The following is a 17,217-nucleotide window of genomic DNA, read 5'->3' as shown; positions in this document are numbered from 1 at the left end:
CGAGACCTGACAAATAAGAGCCGAGAAAGAGAACGGGACTCCCCTTTCTCTTTCTCTTTTCCAAGGAGGATTACATGATGGCCAAACGCCGAGTCGCCTTTTATCTAATGACTATACCGGCATTGCTTCTTTTCTTTGCCTTTCACACCTTTCCTGCACTGCAGGGTATTTATTATTCGTTCACTAACTGGGACGGCTTCAGTGACAGCTTTGATTACGTAGGATTTAAGAACTTCATTAACATTTTTCAAGACGAAAATGTGCTGAATTCATATGTGTTCACTTTTAAATATGCCATCTTAACGACTATTCTCATCAACATCATCAGTTTGTTGATTGCGCTTGGGCTTAACGCCAAGATTAAAGCCAAAAACTTTTTCCGCGGTGTATATTTCCTGCCAAATATCCTCAGCGTGCTGATTGTCGGCTTTATTTTCAACTATTTGTTCGCAAATGTATTCCCTATCTGGGGCGAGAAGCTTGGCAGCGAATTCCTTTCGCAGAACATTCTCGGCAACTCCGATTGGGCCTGGATCGGTATCGTCATTGTAGCCGTTTGGCAGGGAATTGCTTATAACACGATTCTCTATCTGGCAGGTCTACAGACCATTCCGCAAGATCTTTACGAAGCCTCCAATCTGGACGGCGCTAGCCGCTGGAGAGAATTCTGGAGCATTACTTTTCCAATGCTTGCTTCCTTCTTCACGATCAACATGGTGCTGGCGATGAAGGGCGGCTTAATGGTATTCGACCAAATCGTAGCCTTGACAGGTGGGGGACCTGGACGTTCAACACAATCCATTGCCCACTTAATCTATACAGGCGGCTTCCAAGGCGGAGAATTTGCCTATCAATCGGCGAACGCCGTGATTTATTTTATCGTGATCGTTGTGATCTCCGCCCTTCAGCTTAAATTTCTGCAGAAACGGGAGATGGACTTATGATCAAAAAATCAAGCAACTGGCCTGCAACGATTCTTATCGCGCTAGGCTCACTACTGATCCTTTTTCCGCTGTACATGACTATTGCTATCGCGCTAAAGAATCCAGAGGAAATGGCTCAATCCATCTTTTCACTGCCGACTGGCCTGCATTTTGAGAACTTCGCCAATGCCATTAAGGCAACCAATTTCTTCAACGCCTTAGGAAATAGCGCCACGATCACAATAACATCAGTAGTGTTCATCTTGCTTACCAACTCCATGGTAGCCTACGCGATTGCCCGCAATATGAACCGAAAATTCTTCAAAGCGCTCTACTTTTATTTTATCAGCGCAATGTTTATTCCTTTCCAGATTATTATGCTGCCTGTGGTCAAAGTGACAACGGATCTGCATATGAACAACATTCTGGGTCTTATTATTCTATACATTGTTTATGGCTTGGCTTTTAACGTGTTTGTATACACTGGTTATATCCGCTCTATTCCTTATGAGCTAGAGGAAGCTGCCACAGTAGATGGTGCAACGACATTCGGAACGTTCTGGAAGATTATTTTCCCACTTCTTGCTCCGGTCAGTGCAACAATTGGTATCCTCTCCTGTCTGTCGACTTGGAATGACTTTATGCTGCCGCTGATTCTGCTCGGTGATCAGGATTCATACACACTTCCGCTTGTACAGTATGTCTTCCAAGGTCAATTCAGCACAGATTTCAACTTAGCCTTTGCTTCGTATCTGCTTGCTTTATCCCCGATGCTCGTGGTCTATTTGTTCGCGCAAAAATGGATTATCAGTGGACTAACATCAGGGTCCATTAAATAACTAAGATTTATATAGAGAGATAGGAGAGTTATACATGGATAAGAAATGGTGGAAAGAAAGCGTAGTTTATCAAATCTACCCCCGCAGCTTCAAAGACAGTAACGGGGACGGCATCGGTGATCTGCAGGGCATTATCTCGAAACTCGATTATTTAAATCAGCTTGGCGTCGACGTAGTCTGGTTATGCCCGGTATACGAGTCGCCAAACGACGATAACGGCTATGATATCAGTAACTATCAAAGTATTATGGATGATTTCGGAACACTCTCTGATTGGGAGGAACTGCTAGCTGGACTTCACAGCCGTGGCATGAAGCTGATTATGGATCTCGTGGTCAACCACTCCTCTGATGAGCACGCTTGGTTCGTGGAGTCCCGCAAATCGCAGGATAATCCTTATCGTGATTATTATATCTGGCGGCCGGGCCAGGACGGACAGAAGCCTAACGACTGGGGTTCCTTCTTCAGCGGTTCGGCTTGGGAATTCGATGAGAAGTCGGAGGAATATTACCTCCATCTCTTCTCGAGAAAGCAACCCGACCTGAATTGGGATAATCCTAAGCTGCGCCAGGAAGTCTACGATATGATGACCTGGTGGCTGGACAAGGGCATTGACGGATTCCGTATGGATGTAATCAACTTGATCTCCAAAGTACCGGAATTACCTAGCGTTGCCCCAGAAAATAACGGAGAACAGCCTACGTACCACTTCGGAGGAGACTATTTCGTTAACGGACCACGCGTACATGAGTATATGCAGGAAATGAACCGTGAGGTCCTGTCCAAGTACGATATCATGACAGTGGGCGAAGCCGTTAATGTCACTCCCGAGGAGGCTTCGTTGTACGTTTCCGAGGATCGCAACGAGCTGAACATGGTATTCCATTTCGAGCTCATGGACGTCGATTCCGGACCTGGAGGCAAATGGAATGTGCAGCCTTGGAAGCTGGCGGACATCAAGTCCATCATTTCCAAATGGCAAATCGCGCTGGACGGTAAAGGTTGGAACAGTCTGTATATGAACAACCACGATCAGCCGCGTATGTTATCCCGCTTCGGAGATGATAAGTTATATCCGAAAGAGTCTGCCAAGATGCTGGCAACACTGCTGCACACGCTCCAAGGCACACCTTACATCTATCAAGGCGAAGAAATCGGCATGACGAATGTACAGTTTGATTCCATCAACGATTACAAAGACATTGAAATCTTGAATATGTATAAAGAATACTTGGCTGCCGGACATTCGGAAGAAGCTATCATGAACTCCATTTACATTAAAGGCCGGGACAATGGCCGTACGCCGATGCAATGGAACGCCGAGCCGCAGGCAGGCTTCACGACGGGCTCTCCTTGGCTAGCCGTAAATCCTAATTACAAGGAAATTAATGTGGAGCAGGCGCTGGCTGATCCTGATTCTATTTTTTACTATTATAAGAGACTTATTGAGCTGCGCAAGCAGCATGAAATTATCGTATACGGAAATTATACAATTCTGGCTGAGGAGAATGAACAGGTATATGCTTATCTGCGTACTCTTGGTGAAGAACAGCTACTGGTTGTATTGAATTTCTTCGGAGAGCCTGCGACCTTCGAACTTCCTTCTACTGTGAAGTTCCAAGCGAAGGCATTGCTTATTGCCAATTACGAAGTAAATCCAGAAGAAGAACTAAACACAATTCAGCTTCGTCCTTATGAAGCTCGTGTGTATAAGCTTAAATAAACTAGACCCCCTACATGGAAACAATAAAAAGGAGCCTCACGGCTCCTTTTTACTTTCCTCCAACAGCTACCGGATTGACCTGTACCTGTCCCGCGTTCAATTTCTCAATAATCGCCAGTAAGAAGGTTTCGGCTAGGCTGTTCTTTTTAATCGCTCTGGCGGCTTCTTCCAAAGTAAACCATTCAGCATGATCAACCTCAGTACTCACCTGGCTCAAGTCCTCCGAATCTGCAACACCTATAAAATTCAGCATTAGCGTATTGGATGGTGCGAAGTACAAGCTGCGCATATATTCATAAGCGACAATATCAAGTCCTACCTCTTCTTTTACCTCACGTACGAGAGTCGTTTCCGCATCTTCACCTTTGTTCACGTATCCTGCGAGTAATATGTAGTCTGGCCGATTATATTGCTGAATTAATAAAATCTTGTTTTTCTCCCTGTTTAATACTGCTGTACTAATCGCCGTGCTGAAAATAGGGAATCGGAACATTTCACACGCATTACAATAAGGTACCTGCCCTTCCCCTTCACTTTCTTTCATTACTAACTCTGTCCCACATTCCAGGCAATACTTCAAACTGATCGCTTCCTTCTATTCTAAGTTAGCCTAATTCTACTCCAATTGAGGTGGAATCCGGTGATACGTAGCTTGTTCAAACCCGTATGCTAAGGCTATGAGCGTAGGCTCGCTATAAGCTTTTCCGGAAAAAACAACACCAAAAGGTCCCCTGGTCGAATCCCCATCCGCATCAATAATGCCTTGAGATACATATCCCGCCGGAACGGTAACTAATGGATAACCTAAGCGTGCCGCAATATACATGCCATCTACATCACCAGGCAGCAATAACGCGTCTAAACTATATTGCTCCAACACATAATCTATTCCTTGCTCAAGCGCTAATTCCTTGTATTCTTGTCTCTTCTCTTCATAGGCCTCTTCAGTTAATGTTACTTCTTCTGATCTTGTCAGGGTGTCTTGCCCATATTGCAAAGCAATCTCAGCATGTCTTTCATTATAGGCTATCAATTCTTGCAAAGAGTGAATCGGAACGGAATCATCTACTTGTGCTAAATACTGGTTGAGCCCTTTTTTAAATTCATAACAAATCACATCATTATTCCAATTCTGTTGTTCAACATGTACTGTGACAGGATCTATAAGGGTAGCCCCTTCATTCTTCAAGGTCAAGATAGCTGCTTCCATAATTGCAAGCCTCTCAGCGTCTAAATGCTTATAATAATGCCGTGGAATACCTATTCTTGCTTGTCGTATAAAGCTTTTATCTAAACTTGAAGTATAGTCTGTATAAGCGTATTTTTCGCTTGAAAATGTTGCTGAATCGTTGGCGTCCACTCCGGTTAACGCCCCTAAAATAATTGCCGCATCTGTAACCGTTCTAGCTATAGGCCCAGGGGTATCCTGGCTTACTGAAATGGGAATGACTCCAGAACGGCTCACTAATCCCACCGTAGGTTTGATTCCGACAAGAGCATGTTGGCTGGCTGGACCGACAATAGATCCTGCGGTTTCCGTTCCGATCGCTGCTGCTGCCAGATTCGCTGCTACGGCTGCCGCAGGCCCGGAGCTGGAACCACTGACAAATACCGTCCCAGGTCCATACGAATTCAGTACAAGCCCTCCCCGCGAGCTATATCCCGCAGGCATTGTACTAGACATAAAATTAGACCACTCCGACATATTCGCCTTCCCAAGTAAAATAGCCCCCGCCAATCGAAGCTTGGCCGCTACAAATGAATCTTTTGCCGCAATTGATCCAGCTAAAGCTACAGAACCGGCACTCGTATGCATCTTATCCGCGGTGTCTATATTATCCTTCAATACAATAGGAATACCGTGCAGGCTCCCGCGGCTCCCTTTTTCTGCTCGTTCTTTATCGAGTGCTCGCGCGATTTGTATAACCTCTGGATTTATTTCTAAAATAGAGTTTATGTCTATATCGTATTTATGGATCCGCTCCAAATATACTTGAACTATATCCTCTGAGGTAATTAAACCTGCTTCCAGAGCCTCTTGCATTTTAATTATATCCGTCTCAATAATCCATTCCTGAAGTTTATTCTTCATACGAATAACTCCTTCCAAAAAAATAAAATTGCCTCTAGTATAAACCTACCACAAAATTTCACCTCAATAATATGGAGAGTTTAACTATAGTTATATTCAGCTATTTGACTCCCTCGGCTACAGATGATAGGGTATTTTCGAAGTTAAATTTTTCCGGGAGGGAACACCCATGACGGAAGTAAAGCTTAGTATTGGATACGACGAATTCGAAGAAGGTCAAAGAATTGGCGAAGCAATTGAGAAGTTAAGCAGCAGCCCTGAAGGTGCGTCGCTGACCAGCCTAATTATCGGTGATTGGGGGCAAGCCTACGAGAATAGCTCGGAAGAGGTTGTAGAGGCACTGGTTACGCATAGCGCCAGCTTCCCTGCTTTACGCAAGCTTTTTATTGGTGAGATGGGCTATGAGGAATGCGAGATTTCATGGATTACCCAAAGCGATCTATCACCGCTGCTCCCTGCTTTTCCAGAATTACAATCACTCACGATTCAAGGCGGGAATGAGCTGAGCCTCTCAGAGCTAAAGCATGACAAGCTGGAGGAACTGATAATTATTAGCGGCGGCTTAAGTAAAGCCGTACTTGAAAATATTGCAGCCAGCCAATTGCCGAATTTACGCAAGCTGGAACTATATCTTGGCGTAGATAACTACGGCTTTGACGGAAGCCTCGCAGATATTCTACCTCTTATAGAAGTAGGAAAGTTCCCTAAACTTACCTATCTGGGATTAAAAAATAGCGAAATACAAGATGAAATCGCCGGTGCAGTAGCAAATGCGCCTATCTTAGATCAGCTGGATACGCTAGATCTATCTCTGGGTACCCTCAGCGACGAAGGTGCTGAATTGCTTCTTGCCAGCGAGAGAATCAAGGGACTAAAAGCATTGAATCTAAGCCATCATTTTATGTCCGACGAGATGATCAGCCGGTGGCAGCAGAGTGGATTACCTGTCGATGTCAGCGACAAACAGGAAAGCGATGATGAGGAAGACTGGCGTTATCCTTCCATCACAGAGTGAGCCCCCTATGCGGCCGATGATCGTTATCGGTATTCCTGGGGATAAACGGACTAGCGGCATTCAGCAAGCACGTTCCGATCTCGGAATGCCACCTGCCATCATTTTATCGTACGCTGAATTTCTGCAAGGCCAATCGTTAGGTGATCTGCTGGAAGTGCAGAAGCAGCAGTTATCCAGCCAGCCGGCTGTTTATAACGGAATAGATCTCAGTGCGGCTCCCCCGCTGCTGAGATTGGAATCGCCTGGCAGCAGCTTTGAAGTAGAACGTGCCTTAATCGCTCTTGGCGCACCTGATGCCGTTGATGTTGACGATTCGTTGCATCCCTACGCTGAAAGACCTGATCCGCGCCCACTCCGTGTGAAGGTAGCCCATCAATTGAAGGAGATGCAGGGTGTCCTGCATCATCCTTCGCAATGGTTCCGCGGTTATTGCCGCATGCTGGCTAGACTACAGCGCGAAGCCAAAGAGGTTTGTCCAGGCTCGCTATGGTTAAATGACCCCGCTGACATTGCGGCCATGACCGATAAACGGCGGGCACAACAGATTCTGAGTGAGGCAGGCATCACTATTCCTCGTCCATTAGGCGAGGAACAACAGCCTACCGACTATGCCTCTCTCCGTGAGATGATGATCTCCCGGCGAATGCACCGGGTATTCATTAAGCTAGCCTTCGGCTCTGCCGCTTCCGGGGTGATCGCCTATCAGCTCCATCCCGTTACAGGTGCCGAAGTTGCCTTAACTACAGTGGGGGTCGAGAATTACATCACCCGACCGCCCATTTACTATAATTCCGGTAAACTGCGGCGATACACAGATACCGCCACGATCTCCGGCATTATTAACTGGATTTATCGGCATGGTGGTTATGCCGAGCAATGGATCCCTAAGATCGGCCATAACGGCAAAGCCTTCGATATCCGCCAGCTCGTGGTTCTCCGCGAGGCCTGTCATGCAATTGCTCGTGTAAGTTCCACCCCAATTACGAATCTGCATTTACGCAGCCAGCGGATGTCTCCTTCAGAAGCCGGTTTATCAGAATTCATACAGGAGCAGGTACGAAATACCGCGTTGCAAGCGCTGGCGGCATTTCCCCGTTCTGGAGTTGCCGGGATAGACGTGCTGATATCTGGAGGATCGCAACAGTGTTTTGTCGCCGACGTTAATCCATTTGGCGATTTGCTGTACGATGTAAAATACCGTGGCTGCAGCACCTACGAATGGGAAATGAAGGTATTGACCGCCAGAGACTATATTACTCATCCCTCAACACCGCTTATAAAGGAAGGATCCTCTTAATGGATATGAACACTATCGTTGGCACCCATGACATTCTAATGATCACGCTTGATACCCTTCGATACGATGCAGCTACTATGGAGGAAGCGAACTGCCCGAACCTGTGCGGAACGGGATCCTGGGAGAAAAGACATACTCCCGGCAGCTTTACTTATGCGGCCCATCACGCTTTTTTCGGCGGCTTCTTGCCTACTCCAGCTACAACGGATAAGACTGAGCATATCCGTATGTTCCATTCCCGAAATACCGGAATGAAGACGCATCCTCATACATGGCTGTTCGATACGCCGGATATCGTGTCAGGACTTGCTGCCGAGGGCTATCGCACGGTTTGTATTGGAGGTGTTATTTTTTTCACCAAAAAAAATCCACTCGCTCGTGTGTTGCCAAGCTATTTCCAGCAAAGCTACTGGCGGATGACCTTCGGTGTGACCAATCCGCGTTCCACAGAGCATCAGGTGAACCATGCCTTGAAGCTGCTAAAGGATACTCCTAGCGAGCAAAGATTGTTTATGTTCCTCAACGTCTCTGCCATTCACGGACCAAATCATTATTTTGTACCTGGTGCTAAAAAAGACTCCGTAGACAGCCAGCGCGCCGCTCTTCGTTATGTGGACGGTGAACTGGGCCGGTTGTTCGATGCGTTCCGGGAACGCGGCAATCCTGTCTTCTGCCTGGCTTTTTCAGATCATGGAACCGCTTATGGGGAAGATGGCTATCAGGGGCATCGCCTTGCCCACGAGACGGTATGGAACGTCCCTTATCGGGAGTTTATTTTATAATATTTATAACAAGGAAAGGATGGAGAACTGATATGACGTTATCGTCCTTCTCTTTAGAAGAGCTTCACAAGTGGAAAGACAGCATTACTGCTCACCCTTACCGTTCTTATCTGTATTCCTATCCACATAAAACGGCTTACAGGGATTTGCAGCCTCCGATGCCGCTAGAAACACTCTGGCGTGATGAGCCTGCGGAATCTTTCTTTCTATATATGCATATTCCGTTTTGTGGCGCACGCTGCGGATTCTGCAACCTATTTACCCTGCCTGATAAACGCGCAAATGTTCATGCCACATACGTGGATGCCCTGGAACGCCAAGCAAAGCAATGGGCGGAATTCACCAGACATAAACCTTATGCGCGTTTTGCGATCGGCGGTGGAACTCCCACCCTGCTGGCAGCAGATCAGCTCCGCCGCTTGTTCCACATTGCCGTTGATACGATGGGACTGGACACAAATACAGCCTCCATCTCAGTGGAAACTTCACCGGAGACGATTACCGAAGAGAAGCTGAATATTCTAAAAGAGTATACGGTGGATCGGGTCAGCATGGGCATCCAAAGTTTTGTCGCTGCTGAATCGGCGGCCATCTATCGCCCACAAAATCCGGATGAGGTATATCGGGCACTAGAGCTGCTGGGGAAATATGATTTTCCCATACTGAATTTAGATCTGATCTACGGGCTTCCGGGGCAGACGGTCGACTCTTGGCTATATTCGCTCAATCAAGCGATCAGCTTTGAGCCAGAGGAAATTTTCATCTATCCGCTCTACACCCGTGAGCATACGATTGTGAAGCCTGGTGATATCCAGCGTCAGGACGATATTCGCCTAGATTGCTACAAAGCCGCTGGGCAGCTGCTTAGAGCGAGAGGATATCGCCAATACTCCATGCGTCGTTTCGCCAAGGAAGACGCAGGAACAGCTAAACCCATTCTCGATTATAGCTGCCAAGAAGAAGGAATGGTCGGATTGGGCTGCGGAGCAAGATCCTACACCCGCCATGTGCATTACGCTTCCCGTTATGGGGTAAGCCGTAAAGCAACCGAGAGCATTATTGCTGATTACGTTGCGACGGATCGTTACGATACTGCGGATTACGGGATTGTGCTGAGTCTTGAAGAACAGAAACGCCGCTTTATTCTGAAGGCGATTCTACATAGCGAAGGGCTGAAGCTTGAAGATTACAGCCAGCGTTTCGGTCAATCGCTCTGGAGCGATTATCCTGAGCTGTCCAACCTGCTTCATTCCGGTCTTGGGCAGGAGGAAGATGGCATCCTGCGCCTTACCACCGAAGGGATGGGTTACTCTGATTCGATTGGGGATTGGTTTATTTCTGGGGAGATCCGAGAGCAGATGGAAAGGTTCGTATTGCCATGAATGCGGTCCTCTACTACCGCGGTTCCCTCACGTCCTGCAACTATGATTGCCCCTATTGTCCTTTTGGCAAAACAAGAGACAGCGCAGCTACGCTCGCCAAGGACCGCCAGGGGCTGGAAGCCTTTGTGGCGTGGGCCTCTGAGCAAGGTGCGGCAGGTCATCGGCTTTCTATATTTTTTAATCCCTATGGCGAAGGGCTAATTCATCGCTGGTACAAAGAAGCAATGATTGCCCTCTCCAATATGGACCATGTAGAGAAGGTAGCGATTCAGACCAACCTATCTGCCAACCTGGATTTCATCTCCCAGCTGAATCGTAAAAAAGTGGCCTTTTGGGCCACCTACCACCCCGGACAAGTGCGGGAGGATAAATTTCTGGCGCAATGTTTGACTTTATATGAGAACGACGTTCCATTTAGTGTGGGAAGCGTTGGAATACGCAGCGCTTTTTCAGCTATAGCTTCACTTCGTTCTGCGTTACCAGAGAACGTGTACTTATGGGTCAATGCTTACAAAGATAAACCTGATTATTATACAGCTGAGGATTTTGTCTTCCTTAGCGAGATTGATCCACATTTTTCTGTGAATGCTATGGATTATGAAAGCCTTGGCCAAGCCTGCAATGCAGGAAAAGATGTTTTTTACGTACAGGGCGCTGGGCTTGTGAAACGCTGCTATAAGGACAGAGGGGTCATAGGCAATCTTTACCGTGATGGGCTAGAGGGTCTCTCTGCGGTTAGAAGCTGCCGAATGAAGGTATGCGATTGTTATATCGGTTATATTCATATGCCCGAGCTGAAGCTGCGGAGCATCTATGAAGCTGGACTTTTGGAACGAATCCCGTATGGCGCTATGAATAACTGATTTAAAATTCCAGACAGGGTTTCTTTACTCTCTGTGGAATATGACAAGTAGCCCCCATCTATAGGGGCATAGCAAACACTAAAGTTGGAGGGACAATAACTTATGAACAACATCATTAATTTTGCGCATCGTGGAGCGTCGGCAGTGTGTCCAGAAAATACTATGGCAGCATTTCGCAAAGGTCTTGAGCTGGGTGCAACCGGAATAGAAACTGATGTACAAATGACCAAGGATGGCGGCCTAGTCCTCATTCATGATGAAACTCTAAACCGCACAACAAGCGGAACCGGCTATGTGAAGGATCATACACTCGCAGAACTACTGGAAGTGGACGCAGGCTCATGGTTCGGACCTGAATTCAAAGATGAGCGCCTTCCATTGCTGGAAGATTTATTAGATCTGCTGCAAGGTAGAGATACCATCCTAAATATCGAGCTTAAAAATGGCACTTTTTTATATCCGGGTATGGAGGAAAAAGTGATCGCGGCCGTACGTGATTTCAAGATGAGCGATCGCGTCATTTTTTCGAGCTTCAACCATTATTCACTAGCTTACTGTCAGTCGCTGGCACCGGAGATCAGAACAGGAATTCTATACGGGGAAGGCTTGTATCGTCCTTGGGACTATGCAGCTACACTTGGAGCGACTGCGTTGCATGCGTATCATTTTGCGGTACTGCCTGAATTCGTCGAAGAAGCGGCGAAGCATGGCGTCGCCTACCATCCTTGGACCGTTAACGATCCCGAGCGGATGAAATATTTAATTGAAGCTGGTGTATCAGGCATTATTACCGATCATCCAGACCTACTCGCTGGACTTCTGGCTGACAAGGGAGTGTGATGGTGTGAAAAAAGTCTGGCTGCTCGGATTCGGCTTTTTCAGCATCAGCATTACATGGAGTCTGTATAACGCATTTGTACCTTTTTTCCTCGAAAAATATGTACATAGCGTGGCCCTAATCAGCTTCATGATGACGATTGATAATTACTTCGCCTTATTCTTGCAGCCTTGGATCGGCAATCGGAGTGACCGCACGACCTCGCGTTTTGGACGCAGAATGCCTTATCTTATGATCGGTATGCCCTTCGCTGCCGTGCTGACTATGCTGATTCCGTTTCATACCGGACTATTTACACTGCTTTTATTTATGATGCTGATGAATTTAGCCATGAGTTTATACCGTTCCCCTACCGTCGCTCTCATGCCCGACATAACACCTGAAGAGCAGCGTACAAAGGCTAACGGATTAATTAATTTCATGGGTGGATTCGGATCAATTCTGGCTTTCGGCGTGGGTTCGATCCTCTATAAATCAAATCCTGCGCTGCCATTTCTCGTTGCTGGACTGATTACCCTGTTATGTCTGTTTATCGTATCGCGCTTCATCAAAGAAAAACGGGATGGTGTGAATATAAGCCCTACGCTTCTATCCGATACAGCGGGGAGCCCTTATACGACGATAGTTAAGCCTTCCAGAGTCTCCTTTCGCGGCCAGCTGGATCGTACTACAGTCTTTCTACTGGCAGCGATTTTCTTCTGGTTTGTAGCTTATCAAGGGGTCGAAACCTTGTTTACCTTGTATGGCAAAAACCATCTGGGCCTCAGTGAACAAGCAGCCTCCTTCTCCCTTACCTTCTTCTCCCTTGCCTTTGTGCTGTTCGCTATTCCGAGCGGTTGGCTGGGTGGGCGATTCGGGAAAAAGAAGATCATTATCGTCGGCGTATGTGGCCTGATGACGGTCTTTGCGCTTGTTGGGTTTGCACAGGACCTGCTGGTGCTTCGAGCGTTACTCCTGACAGGAGGAATCTTCTGGGCTTGTATCAACATCAACTCTTATCCTTATGTTGTTGCAACGGGAACTGAGGAGAGTATCGGTACTCGAACAGGGATGTATTATTTGGTCTCTTCACTGGCAGCGATCAGCTCGCCACCTTTGCTGGGGCTAATGATTGATATTTTTGATTACTCCATCCTGTTTTATGTAGCAGCGATTAGTATGGCGGTTGCCCTGCTCTGCCTCTTCTTGATGAAGGGACGCAAGCAAGTCCCCCACAAGTTTCACACACCGGGAGCCTAAAAAAAAGCGTCAGCCTTAGACATCCATTTATGTCCAAGGCTGACGCTTATATTTTATACTTAACAAACTAATTTTTATAAACTGAATAACGACCTGTACCCAGCTGTTTGGCGGTGTACATCGCTGTATCTGCTTCGTGCAGCAGCCTGAAATGATCCACCTTGCCATGACTAATGCTGATGCCTATGCTCGCAGATACAAAGAGGTTATGCTCTCCCAGCTGATAATGTCTGGTCGTCTTCTCCAGAATCTGCACCGCTAACTGCTCCGCTTCCTTCTGATTGCAGCCTTTAGCTACAATCACAAATTCATCGCCGCCTATGCGGAAAATATGGCGTTTTCTTTTGCTGGAGAATTGACTTAACCTTCCTCCCACCTCTTGCAGCAGTAAATCGCCCACATGATGTCCTAAGCTGTCATTGATTGATTTGAACCGGTTCAAATCCATAAACAATACGGCTAGTTGCTCATTTACTTTGCAGCGATCCCAAAAGTGATCCATTCCATTCTTGTTTAAGAGCCCCGTCAAGCCATCCTTATAGGCAAGTTCCTTAAGCTGCTCTCTTTCCGCCAAAACAAGGTTCAGCCGTGTAAGCAAAAACATTAAAACAGCTATCGTAAGCGCGTATATCAATAACGGAGTGAAAATCCCCCCATTGACCTCTATAGTTTCTTCTAAGGTTTTTTTGCCTAGCTGATGCATTGCCCACAATCCAACGACGATAGTTATAATGGAAAGGCCCGTATAAACCGCTCTTTGTTTTGGTTCCTTACTAGCAACATCCCGGTAAAATCTCAATACTAAATAACCTACAACCCCTGCGATGATAATGGACATTAACGTTTGTAAATAAATCTGAACCTCTACCACCTTTAATTCGCACATCCTTCTGAACTACAAATAATTAGCTTACTGTACTGCGATACCAATATATAAAAAAGCTCTGAACATTATCTGAACACTTACTCTTTCTCCAAATGCCGCGCACAATTATATAACTCGCAGTTCCAGGAGCCATCCGATTCGGATTTTGTTATTCGCGTAATTGACGTATTGTTCAATAATACTGTGCCGTCCAGTTCTGGAAGTAGTCTTCTAAGGCTACTGCGTAAAATTGCACCATGGCTAACGATCAGAATATGACTGCCTGAATGTCTCGCCGCAATTTCTTCAATCACTTCGCTGCCTCTGAGCTCGCTGGCTTCTGGAGTTTCCAAACCCAAATCTAACGTCTTCCAATCGGTTCCCCATCGTTCAATCCGCTCTTGCTGCGTAGTTCCTTCAATAAGTCCCGCATACATCTCTCGAATGCCCGACGCTAAACCCGTGATCTCAAGGCCTAATCTTTCTGCAATAACCTCTGCCGTTTGCCGCGCTCTGAGTAAATCACTTGAATATATGTAATCCCATTGTTCTGTGCTAAGACGTTCAGCCAGTAGTTGTGCCTGTTGCAGGCCTTCAGCATCCAATGAATTATCTGTATGCCCTTGCACTCTGCCTTCTTTATTCCACGCGGTACTTCCATGGCGAATTAAACCTATCGTAGTCATAAAAATCTCCTTTTAGCTATTGAGTCTAGTGGCAATTGTGATGCTGGTTATTGTGGTGGTTATTGTGCTGGTTATTGTGCTAATCTCAGTGCAATTTCAGTGCAATTTCAGTGCTAATATAAATAATATAATCTATATTCTATCAGATTCACCCTATGAACATTTAAAAATAAAGGTTATCCAAGTTTTTGAACATGAGGTATAATAAACCTTGTCGTTTTTTACAACAGCTACAAGATAAGGAGTAATTGTTTATGATGAAAAAGCTAGGGTCCACTCTGTTTCTTACCTTCTTACTGCTCGTTCCACTTGTCGCCACTTGCCCATCCACTGTTGGTGCAACACCAGTTCCTAAAAACACCGTCTATGTGGACAAGAATAACCATTCATACATACCACTGCGTCTCTTAAATAGCTTCACTGGTATACAGTCTGTATGGAATCCTAACGAAAAACGTATAAGCATTACGAATGCAGACACCACCATAACGCTTACATTAGGTCAAACCGCTGCGCTCGTCAATGAAAAGTCGGTTACGCTAACTGATCTTGCTTTCAGTGATAATGGCACGGTATATATCCCGTTGTCTTTTATCAGCACAACGCTTGGCATTCAATTAACCTGGGATAAGGAAGCCTCTTCATTAACCCTTAAGAGTAATGATATTGCAACCACTGTTCCTGTACAGTCCGGCGCACTAATCAAAGCGGATTCTTCACCAGTTGTCAGCGCTAGTAAAACCTTCAAAGTTGGCGGCAGATCCTTCAAAGCCCAGACGGTTACAGTGTCCCTGATGCATCCTAAGGTGAAACTTGATGTCGTACTGGCTGGAAATACGGTCGGAAAAGTAGAGGACCTAAGCAGTCTGGCTAAACGTAATAATGCCGTAGTTGCGATTAACGGAACATTTTTTGATGCCTATACAAAAGGAGCATACAAAGCTCCATACGGGTACATTGTCAGCGGCGGAAAAATGCTTAAAAATAGCTCCGGGGATCGCCGGACGATTTTTACCTATGACAGCAACCATCTGGCGTCACTGATTCCTGGGCTGGAATTCACAAGCCGCTTCGCTTCCGGTTCTATGGAAGGAGCTCTTCAAGCCGGCCCGCGTCTTCTTGTGAACGGCAAGGTATCCCTAAATGTCGCGGCAGAAGGCTTCAAAGATCCAAAAATCTTAACCGGCGGCGGAGCACGCAGCGCGCTCGGATTAACACGCGACCATAAGCTCATTCTACTGACCACTGGTGGAGCCACCATCCCACAGCTGGCAGAAATGATGAAGCAAGCTGGAGCGTATCAAGCCATGAATCTGGATGGTGGTGCATCCAGCGGGCTCTACTACAACGGCAAATATCTTACGTCCCCTGGGCGTCAGATCAGCAATGCGATTGTAGTCAAATATCAATAAAATCTCTTGGCCAGACGGCTAGTTGCGAGTGCTGAGCTTTGTGATTTGACTCAGCTACTGCTCGACTATGGCTACTAAGAATATATGATTCTATTGTACAAAGTGCAATCAGAGGCAGTTTGCAGCGCATAATTGCTATGGCGGTATGATTGCTGTGCGACGTATGAGATTACTGTGCAGCATATGATTGCCGAGCTCAAACCCAAAAATCCCCTTGATGACTTACCCATCAAGGGGATTTTTCATAAAACGTTGCCAGTTTAGGTACTGCTGACAGATCCAATGTCGGGGGCAGCCGGTGCAACTTAATCTGTGTGACCTGAATATTCCCACACCTGTAACCAAACTTCTGTAGTAAAGCCCAATTTCTCATAGAAAGGCTGCATAGAACCTACGTAAACTTTACTAGCTCCGAGTTGTTTTAAACGGTTAAATCCTTCGTGTAGAACCGCCCGTCCCAGTCCCAGCTTTCGATAATTAATGGATGTGCCTACAGGCTCCAGAGCACCAATTCTATTGCTGCTGTCCCAAAAAATATTACAAAAGGAAACCACTTCGCCCGCGTCATTCACAACGCTAAGATCGAGCTGCGGATTATAGCTTGGAGCGTTACTCATATTCCCATAATGCAGCAGCGTGAGCTCTGCCTCCGCCGTTTCTGCATAGTCGAAGGCCATGATATGTCCGAGCGCTTTTGCAGTAACCTCAATCTCATCTCCGCTGCATATTCTAAAGCCAGAGGGGAGCTCCACAGGGAATTCCTTATCCAATCGCAAGGAGTTTACACTTTCCTTACCACCCGTTTGATAATACCCCCTCTTACGAGCAACCTCCGCCGCAGAAGTCATATTCTCCGGTATTGGCACATACAGCTCTACGTAACCACCGTTCTCTTCCTCAGCTTTTTGTTCAGCAAAAGCGAACATTTCTTCAAGTAATTTTTCCGGAGGATTCATCTCAGCACACTGAAAATAGAACCCATCGTCCCTGCACACTACAGCTGCAAGCTCTCCATTCTCATACTCCCATAAGCCCACTTTTTGTTCCCACTGCTCCAGCGTTCCACTTCTCGTCTCCTGAAAAAAAATAACAAATTCCCAGCGGTCTATAAGCCAGGTATTTGGAGTCTTTAGCTTACTATAACTTTTTATAAGAAAATGACGTACCTTTAGCAGATCTTCAGAACGGTAGCTTCTAAAATTAATGTTCATTTTCCACGCCCCTCTCTTTAATTTCATATTAAGGGGGATGCAAAATGAAG

General features: G+C 46.3%; 16 protein-coding genes. 11 read left to right on the top strand and 5 right to left on the bottom strand.

Going from position 1 to position 17,217, the window contains the following annotated elements:
* Positions 1–77 precede the first annotated feature (77 nt).
* Genes MHH89_RS27430 through MHH89_RS27420 form a run of 3 tightly spaced genes read left to right on the top strand, consistent with a single transcriptional unit; the run spans position 78 to position 3,485 of the window.
* Positions 78–944: a carbohydrate ABC transporter permease gene (locus MHH89_RS27430; RefSeq protein WP_038568998.1), complete on the top strand. Its 867-nt coding sequence runs from the start codon at positions 78–80 to the stop codon at positions 942–944.
* Positions 941–1,762, top strand: a complete 822-nt coding sequence (locus MHH89_RS27425) for a carbohydrate ABC transporter permease (protein ID WP_172628781.1) — start codon at positions 941–943, stop codon at positions 1,760–1,762. Before MHH89_RS27430 ends, MHH89_RS27425 begins: the two co-directional genes overlap by 4 nt.
* Before the next feature lie 34 nt (positions 1,763–1,796).
* Positions 1,797–3,485 (top strand): glycoside hydrolase family 13 protein, encoded by a 1,689-nt coding sequence (locus MHH89_RS27420; RefSeq protein ID WP_076219686.1) that lies wholly within the window; start codon positions 1,797–1,799, stop codon positions 3,483–3,485.
* 49 nt (positions 3,486–3,534) lie between these two features.
* Here MHH89_RS27420 and MHH89_RS27415 read toward each other — a convergent pair whose 3' ends face one another.
* Positions 3,535–4,065 (bottom strand): NAD(+) diphosphatase, encoded by a 531-nt coding sequence (locus MHH89_RS27415; RefSeq protein WP_076195176.1) that lies wholly within the window; start codon positions 4,063–4,065, stop codon positions 3,535–3,537.
* A 36-nt stretch (positions 4,066–4,101) separates the two neighbouring features.
* Entirely contained in the window at positions 4,102–5,577 is a 1,476-nt protein-coding gene (locus MHH89_RS27410) for an amidase family protein (RefSeq protein ID WP_340034059.1), read from the bottom strand.
* A 169-nt stretch (positions 5,578–5,746) separates the two neighbouring features.
* Here MHH89_RS27410 and MHH89_RS27405 point away from each other — a divergent pair, with 169 nt between their 5' ends.
* The 7 genes from MHH89_RS27405 (at position 5,747) to MHH89_RS27375 (ending at position 12,993) form a co-directional block, all read left to right on the top strand.
* Positions 5,747–6,592, top strand: a complete 846-nt coding sequence (locus MHH89_RS27405) for an STM4015 family protein (RefSeq protein ID WP_076129565.1) — start codon at positions 5,747–5,749, stop codon at positions 6,590–6,592.
* A gap of 7 nt (positions 6,593–6,599) precedes the next feature.
* Complete coding sequence (locus MHH89_RS27400) at positions 6,600–7,889, top strand: STM4014 family protein (RefSeq protein WP_076195180.1); 1,290 nt, start codon at positions 6,600–6,602, stop codon at positions 7,887–7,889.
* Positions 7,889–8,671 carry an STM4013/SEN3800 family hydrolase gene (locus tag MHH89_RS27395; protein WP_076129567.1) on the top strand — a complete coding sequence of 261 codons (783 nt, stop codon included), beginning with the start codon at positions 7,889–7,891 and terminating at the stop codon, positions 8,669–8,671. The genes MHH89_RS27400 and MHH89_RS27395 overlap by 1 nt, the downstream gene beginning before the upstream one ends.
* A 32-nt stretch (positions 8,672–8,703) precedes the next feature.
* Positions 8,704–10,053, top strand: coding sequence for an STM4012 family radical SAM protein (locus MHH89_RS27390; RefSeq protein WP_076129568.1), 1,350 nt, complete (start codon positions 8,704–8,706; stop codon positions 10,051–10,053).
* Complete coding sequence (locus MHH89_RS27385; RefSeq protein ID WP_076195184.1) at positions 10,050–10,916, top strand: STM4011 family radical SAM protein; 867 nt, start codon at positions 10,050–10,052, stop codon at positions 10,914–10,916. The genes MHH89_RS27390 and MHH89_RS27385 overlap by 4 nt, the downstream gene beginning before the upstream one ends.
* Before the next feature lie 102 nt (positions 10,917–11,018).
* Positions 11,019–11,756, top strand: a complete 738-nt coding sequence (locus MHH89_RS27380; protein ID WP_076104695.1) for a glycerophosphodiester phosphodiesterase — start codon at positions 11,019–11,021, stop codon at positions 11,754–11,756.
* Positions 11,757–11,760: 4 nt separating this feature from the next.
* Positions 11,761–12,993, top strand: coding sequence for an SLC45 family MFS transporter (locus tag MHH89_RS27375; RefSeq protein ID WP_076307458.1), 1,233 nt, complete (start codon positions 11,761–11,763; stop codon positions 12,991–12,993).
* A 67-nt stretch (positions 12,994–13,060) separates the two neighbouring features.
* Here the strand turns inward: MHH89_RS27375 and MHH89_RS27370 are convergent, their stop codons facing one another.
* Positions 13,061–13,879: a GGDEF domain-containing protein gene (locus tag MHH89_RS27370; RefSeq protein WP_081383526.1), complete on the bottom strand. Its 819-nt coding sequence runs from the start codon at positions 13,877–13,879 to the stop codon at positions 13,061–13,063.
* 77 nt (positions 13,880–13,956) lie between these two features.
* Positions 13,957–14,544 carry a histidine phosphatase family protein gene (locus MHH89_RS27365; RefSeq protein ID WP_076282062.1) on the bottom strand — a complete coding sequence of 196 codons (588 nt, stop codon included), beginning with the start codon at positions 14,542–14,544 and terminating at the stop codon, positions 13,957–13,959.
* Positions 14,545–14,801: 257 nt separating this feature from the next.
* On the opposite strand from MHH89_RS27365, the gene MHH89_RS27360 reads away from it, so the two are divergent.
* Positions 14,802–15,956 (top strand): phosphodiester glycosidase family protein, encoded by a 1,155-nt coding sequence (locus MHH89_RS27360; protein WP_340034586.1) that lies wholly within the window; start codon positions 14,802–14,804, stop codon positions 15,954–15,956.
* Positions 15,957–16,261: 305 nt separating this feature from the next.
* Here MHH89_RS27360 and MHH89_RS27355 read toward each other — a convergent pair whose 3' ends face one another.
* Positions 16,262–17,167: a GNAT family N-acetyltransferase gene (locus MHH89_RS27355; protein ID WP_312148959.1), complete on the bottom strand. Its 906-nt coding sequence runs from the start codon at positions 17,165–17,167 to the stop codon at positions 16,262–16,264.
* Positions 17,168–17,217 lie beyond the last annotated feature (50 nt).

Source organism: Paenibacillus sp. FSL H7-0323 (genome assembly GCF_038002725.1).
Classification (GTDB): Bacteria; Bacillota; Bacilli; order Paenibacillales; family Paenibacillaceae; genus Paenibacillus_AQ; species Paenibacillus_AQ odorifer.
The sequence above is the reverse complement of the archived record's forward strand: the minus strand, read 5'-3'. Positions and strand labels throughout refer to the sequence as shown.

Coding starts and splice junctions, on each gene's coding strand:
- MHH89_RS27390 (WP_076129568.1), top strand. CDS start 8,704: ATGACGTTATCGTCCTTCTCTTTAGAAGAGCTTCACAAGTGGAAAGAC.
- MHH89_RS27370 (WP_081383526.1), bottom strand. CDS start 13,879: ATGTGCGAATTAAAGGTGGTAGAGGTTCAGATTTATTTACAAACGTTA.
- MHH89_RS27420 (WP_076219686.1), top strand. CDS start 1,797: ATGGATAAGAAATGGTGGAAAGAAAGCGTAGTTTATCAAATCTACCCC.
- MHH89_RS27405 (WP_076129565.1), top strand. CDS start 5,747: ATGACGGAAGTAAAGCTTAGTATTGGATACGACGAATTCGAAGAAGGT.
- MHH89_RS27385 (WP_076195184.1), top strand. CDS start 10,050: ATGAATGCGGTCCTCTACTACCGCGGTTCCCTCACGTCCTGCAACTAT.
- MHH89_RS27395 (WP_076129567.1), top strand. CDS start 7,889: ATGGATATGAACACTATCGTTGGCACCCATGACATTCTAATGATCACG.
- MHH89_RS27425 (WP_172628781.1), top strand. CDS start 941: ATGATCAAAAAATCAAGCAACTGGCCTGCAACGATTCTTATCGCGCTA.
- MHH89_RS27355 (WP_312148959.1), bottom strand. CDS start 17,167: ATGAACATTAATTTTAGAAGCTACCGTTCTGAAGATCTGCTAAAGGTA.
- MHH89_RS27400 (WP_076195180.1), top strand. CDS start 6,600: ATGCGGCCGATGATCGTTATCGGTATTCCTGGGGATAAACGGACTAGC.
- MHH89_RS27360 (WP_340034586.1), top strand. CDS start 14,802: ATGAAAAAGCTAGGGTCCACTCTGTTTCTTACCTTCTTACTGCTCGTT.
- MHH89_RS27430 (WP_038568998.1), top strand. CDS start 78: ATGGCCAAACGCCGAGTCGCCTTTTATCTAATGACTATACCGGCATTG.
- MHH89_RS27365 (WP_076282062.1), bottom strand. CDS start 14,544: ATGACTACGATAGGTTTAATTCGCCATGGAAGTACCGCGTGGAATAAA.
- MHH89_RS27380 (WP_076104695.1), top strand. CDS start 11,019: ATGAACAACATCATTAATTTTGCGCATCGTGGAGCGTCGGCAGTGTGT.
- MHH89_RS27410 (WP_340034059.1), bottom strand. CDS start 5,577: ATGAAGAATAAACTTCAGGAATGGATTATTGAGACGGATATAATTAAA.